The sequence below is a fragment of the Dietzia sp. NCCP-2495 genome, from assembly GCF_026011735.1.
In the GTDB taxonomy this organism is placed as follows: domain Bacteria; phylum Actinomycetota; class Actinomycetes; order Mycobacteriales; family Mycobacteriaceae; genus Dietzia.
The window spans coordinates 1-4,382 of the sequence record NZ_BRVN01000049.1; the positions used below are offsets into that span (position 1 = coordinate 1).

4 protein-coding genes are annotated in these 4,382 nt (G+C 70.2%); 2 read left to right on the plus strand and 2 right to left on the minus strand.

Translation table 11 applies throughout. The features are described from left to right. Window positions 1-504: bifunctional adenosylcobinamide kinase/adenosylcobinamide-phosphate guanylyltransferase (locus OPF83_RS17245; protein ID WP_264888876.1), on the minus strand; the 504-nt coding region annotated here is incomplete at its 3' end. Window positions 505-693: 189 nt separating this feature from the next. On the opposite strand from OPF83_RS17245, the gene OPF83_RS17250 reads away from it, so the two are divergent. Beyond that, the gene (locus tag OPF83_RS17250; protein WP_264888877.1) at window positions 694-1,512 is read left to right on the plus strand and encodes a mycofactocin-coupled SDR family oxidoreductase; all 819 of its coding nucleotides are present in this window, start codon (window positions 694-696) and stop codon (window positions 1,510-1,512) included. Window positions 1,513-1,639: 127 nt separating this feature from the next. Beyond that, window positions 1,640-3,181 carry a YdiU family protein gene (locus OPF83_RS17255; RefSeq protein ID WP_264888878.1) on the plus strand — a complete coding sequence of 514 codons (1,542 nt, stop codon included), beginning with the start codon at window positions 1,640-1,642 and terminating at the stop codon, window positions 3,179-3,181. Window positions 3,182-3,190: 9 nt separating this feature from the next. On the opposite strand, the gene OPF83_RS17260 is transcribed toward OPF83_RS17255, so the two are convergent. Beyond that, window positions 3,191-4,382 (minus strand): cytochrome P450 (locus OPF83_RS17260; RefSeq protein WP_264888879.1); only part of this gene is annotated, 1,192 nt, incomplete at its 5' end.

Genomic DNA, 4,382 nt, shown 5'->3' on the forward strand with positions numbered 1-4,382 from the left:
CACGAGGTGCACCTCGTCACAGGCTGCGGCGACTGTCTGGTTGAGCGCGCCGAGCAGGTCGCGGAACACGCCGCCGGAGCGGTGGGTGGGCACCACACCGGAGCCGACCTCGTTCGTCACCAACACGACGCGGGGATGCGCGGCGACCGCAGCCGCCAGCTCCCGGGCCCGGTCATCGATCGCCACGCGCGCCTCGTCCACGGGGGCCTCCCACAGTCCGAGTTCGTCGACGCAGCCGGTGAGCCACGTGCCCAGGCAGTCCACCAGCACCGGGCCGGGGTTCTCGCGCAGCGCCGCCGCGACGTCGCCGGTCTCGAGCGTGCGCCAGTGGGCCGGGCGGTGGGCGCGGTGGTGCCGGACGCGCGCGGCCCAGTCGGCGTCGTCGAGCTCGTCGGCGGGGCGGCCGGGCGCGACGAAGGTGACGGGTGCGTTGTCGTCTGTGAACAGCGCCGCCGCGTGCCGGGACTTGCCGGACCTGGCGCCGCCGGTGACGAGGATCCGCATCAGGGGACGACGACGAGGATGCCCGCCGCGGCCTCGCGGGCCAGTTGACGGGTGACCGGCGTTGTCGTCGTTGTCCTCGTCATCCTGGTGGTCATCGGCCGTCTCCCTGCTTCGTTTGCGCTCCCACTCTAGGCGCGTGGGAAATGCGTACGTTTGTGGCGTAGGGCACACGACCAGAAGGAGTGCGCAATGGCAGGCAGGCTCAAGGGCAAGGTCGCGTTTATCACCGGAGTCGCGAGGGGGCAGGGGCGCACGCACGCGGTCCGGCTGGCCTCCGAGGGCGCGGACATCATCGGAGTGGACATCGCCGCGCCGATCATCGACGCCATCCCGTACGACCCCGCCACCGAGGAGGATCTGGCCGAGACGCGTCGGCTGGTCGAGGAGCAGGGGCGACGCGCGCTGCTGTCGGTCGGGGATGTCCGGGATCTCGAGGGCATGAAGAAGACCGTCGACGCCGGCGTGGCCGAGCTCGGCCGACTGGACACGGTCGTGGCGAACGCCGGCATCTGCATCCCGCAGATCTGGGACACCGTCACCCCCGAGACGTTCGGCACGACCCTGGACATCAACGTGACCGGCGTCTGGAACACGGTCATGGCCACGGCTCAGCACGTGATCGCGGCCGGTGGCGGTTCGATCGTGCTGATCAGCTCGTACGCGGGAAAGAAGGTCCAGCCGTTCATGGTCCACTACACCACCTCCAAGCACGCGGTGGTGGGCATGACCCGCGCGTTCGCCGCGGAGCTGGGCCCCAAGAACGTGCGCGTCAACAGTGTCCACCCGGGCGGCGTAGCCACCCCGATGGGCGGCGGCGACATGGTGTCCACGCTCGAGAAGGTGGGCGAGTCCAACCCGCCGCTCAACCTCATGGGGTCGACGTTCCTCGAGCAGACCTGGGCCGAGCCGGAGGAGATCTCTAACGTCGTGGCGTTCCTGGCCTCCGACGAGTCCAAGTTCATGACCGCCGAGCACCTCAGCGTGGACGGCGGGTCCCAGTATTTCTGATCGCGGTGGCTCCGGGCGCTGGGCGCTGTGCTCTGGTCTCGACTGGAGCTGCGGTGCCCGGACAGGCGGAGGGCTGCACTTCGGAGACGACGCGGGGGAAGGGCGCCGTGATCCGTATCGTCGGGGCATGAACACCACGAAGTCCGCAGCGCCGCGTCTCGGCGCCCGCTACGCCACCGACCTGGCCGAGTTGGTGGTGCCCTGGAAGGCGGCGGAGGCGGCCGCGCCGCAGCTGCTGCTCCTCAACGAGTCGTTGGCCGCCGAGCTCGGGCTGGCCACCGAGTGGCTGCGCGGTGACGACGGCGTGCGGATGTTGGTCGGCAACCACGTCCCCGAGGGTGCGACGCCGGCAGCACAGGCCTACGCCGGGCACCAGTTCGGCGGATACTCACCGCGTCTGGGCGACGGGCGGGCGCTGCTGATGGGTGAGCTCGAAGACGGCCGTGACCTGCACCTCAAAGGCTCCGGGCGCACCCCGTTCGCCCGCGGCGGGGACGGGCTGGCGGCGGTCGGCCCGATGCTGCGCGAGTACGTGATCAGCGAGGCCATGTACGCCCTCGGCGTGCCCACCACCCGCTCACTGGCGGTGACTGCGACCGGCAACACCGTCTACCGCGAGCAGCCGTTGCCCGGCGCGGTGCTCGCCCGGGTCGCGGCCGGCCACGAGCGGGTGGGCACGTTTCAGTTCGCGCGAGCCCTCGCCGCGCAGGACAGGGAGAAGAACGACGACCACGACGACGACAACGACGACAACTCGGTCCTGCGTCGACTCGCCGACCACACGATCGCCCGGCACCACCCCGACGCCGCCGACGCGGACAACCCGTACCTGGAGCTGTTCGCCTCCGTGCTTCGCCGCCAGGCCGATCTCGTGGCCCGCTGGATGCTGCTGGGATTCATCCACGGTGTCATGAACACGGACAACACCACGATCTCCGGGGAGACGATCGACTACGGACCGTGTGCGTTCATGGAGTCCTACGACCCGGCCACGGTCTTCAGTTCGATCGACACCGGCGGTCGTTATGCGTACGGCAACCAACCGGGGATCGTGCAGTGGAACCTCGCCCGGTTCGCCGAGACCCTCATCCCACTCATCGATCCCGATCAGGATGAGGCGGTCCGCCAGCTCACCGAGGTGCTGACGACCTTCCCCGGCGAATACCAGCGGGCGTGGGCCGCGGGGATGCGCGCCAAGCTGGGGCTCGGCGAGAGCACAGCCGGCGACGAGACGATCCGCGTGCTCATCGAGGACCTGCTGGTGCTGCTGGCCACCACGCGCGTCGATTTCACGAACTTCTTCCGGCACCTGACCGCCTCTGCCCGCGGGGACGAGGCCGGCCTGCGTGAGTTGTTCGCCGCCGCACCGGCGGGCAGCTGCACGGAGGCCGATCCCGGCTCCGGGGAGGGCCCGGTCGACGCCTGGCTCGCGCGCTGGCGGGCTCTCGATCCCTCGGCTCCGGAGATGGCGCTCGCCAATCCCGTCTACATCCCGCGCAACCACCTGGTGGAGGAAGCGCTGGACGCGGCCACGGCAGGGGATCTGGGGCCGGTGGAGCAGCTCCTCGTCGTCGTCGCCGATCCCTTTACCGAGAGGCCCGGCCTCGAGCGGTTCACCGAGCCGTCTCCGGCGGGCGCCGCTCCACATGTCACCTACTGCGGCACCTGACGCGCGGGGTCAGGCGGTGGCGGACAGGTTCGTGGCGGGCAGGGACGCGTAGCCGCGCGTGAAGGGCGATAGCGCGCGGACGGCGTTGTGATGGTCGACGCCCAGGCGTGGGTGAGCCGCATAGAGTTCCTCGACCGCGAGCCGGGCCTGCAACCGGGCGAAGTGGGAGCCGATGCAGAAATGCGGTCCGCGCGAGAACCCGAGATGGCCGGTGTCCTCGCGCGTGATGTCGAGCCGATCGGCGCTGGGGCCGAAGTGGCGCTCGTCGCGATTGGCCGATCCGTACAGCATCATCACCTTCTCCCCGGCCGGGATCGTCGTGCCCTCGATCGTCACGTCGCGAGTGGTGGTCCGAGCCAGGGCCTGCACGCTGGACTCGTAGCGCAGACATTCGGTGAGCGCGCCGGGGATGAGGCCGGGGTCCGCGGCGAGCATCGCGCGTTGGTCGGGGTGCCGGTCGAGCAGGGCGGCGGTGTGCGAGATGAGATTGCCTGTGGTGTCGTTCCCGCCGGCGACGATCACGAAGCAGAACCCCAGGACATCCCAGTCGGTGAGGGTATGGCCATCGATCTCGGCCCGGGTGAGCGCCGAGATGAGGTCATCACCGGGGTCCGCACGCCGCTCCGTGATCAGCGCACCGAAGTACTCGAACATCGCCGCGACGGCCGCGACGGCATCGCCTTCGAGCCCCTCGGGGCGGAAGCCCTCCTCCTGGAGTGAGGTGAGTGCGGTGACCCACGGGTCAAAGAGCGGACGATCGGCTTCCGGAAGGTCGAAAAGGTGCGCGAGCACGAACGTCGGCACCTGCGAGGAGAAGTCGCGATGCAGGTCGACGGTCTCGCCGGCGGAGTAGCGCGCGCCGAGGTCGGTGAGGCGGCCCCGGACGAACTCGCGGATGACCGGCTCGGTGGCCGCCACCCGCTTCGGGGAGAAGGCTCCGGCCAGCAGGCGGCGCTTGGTCGAGTGCTCGGGCGGATCCATCATCACGATGGTCGGGGCCAGGCCGAGCATGGCGATCTCGTCCGGGTAGAACGTCAGACCGCTGGCGGAGGAGAAAAGGCCCGGTGCAGTGACCGCGGCGTCGACGTCCGCATAGCGGGACAGGGCCCAGAAGTCTGGGCGGGCAGCGGTGCCGTCGCCGACGTGGTGGTGGACAGGGTCGGTCTCGCGGAGGGCTCTGTAGGCCGGATACGGATCGGCG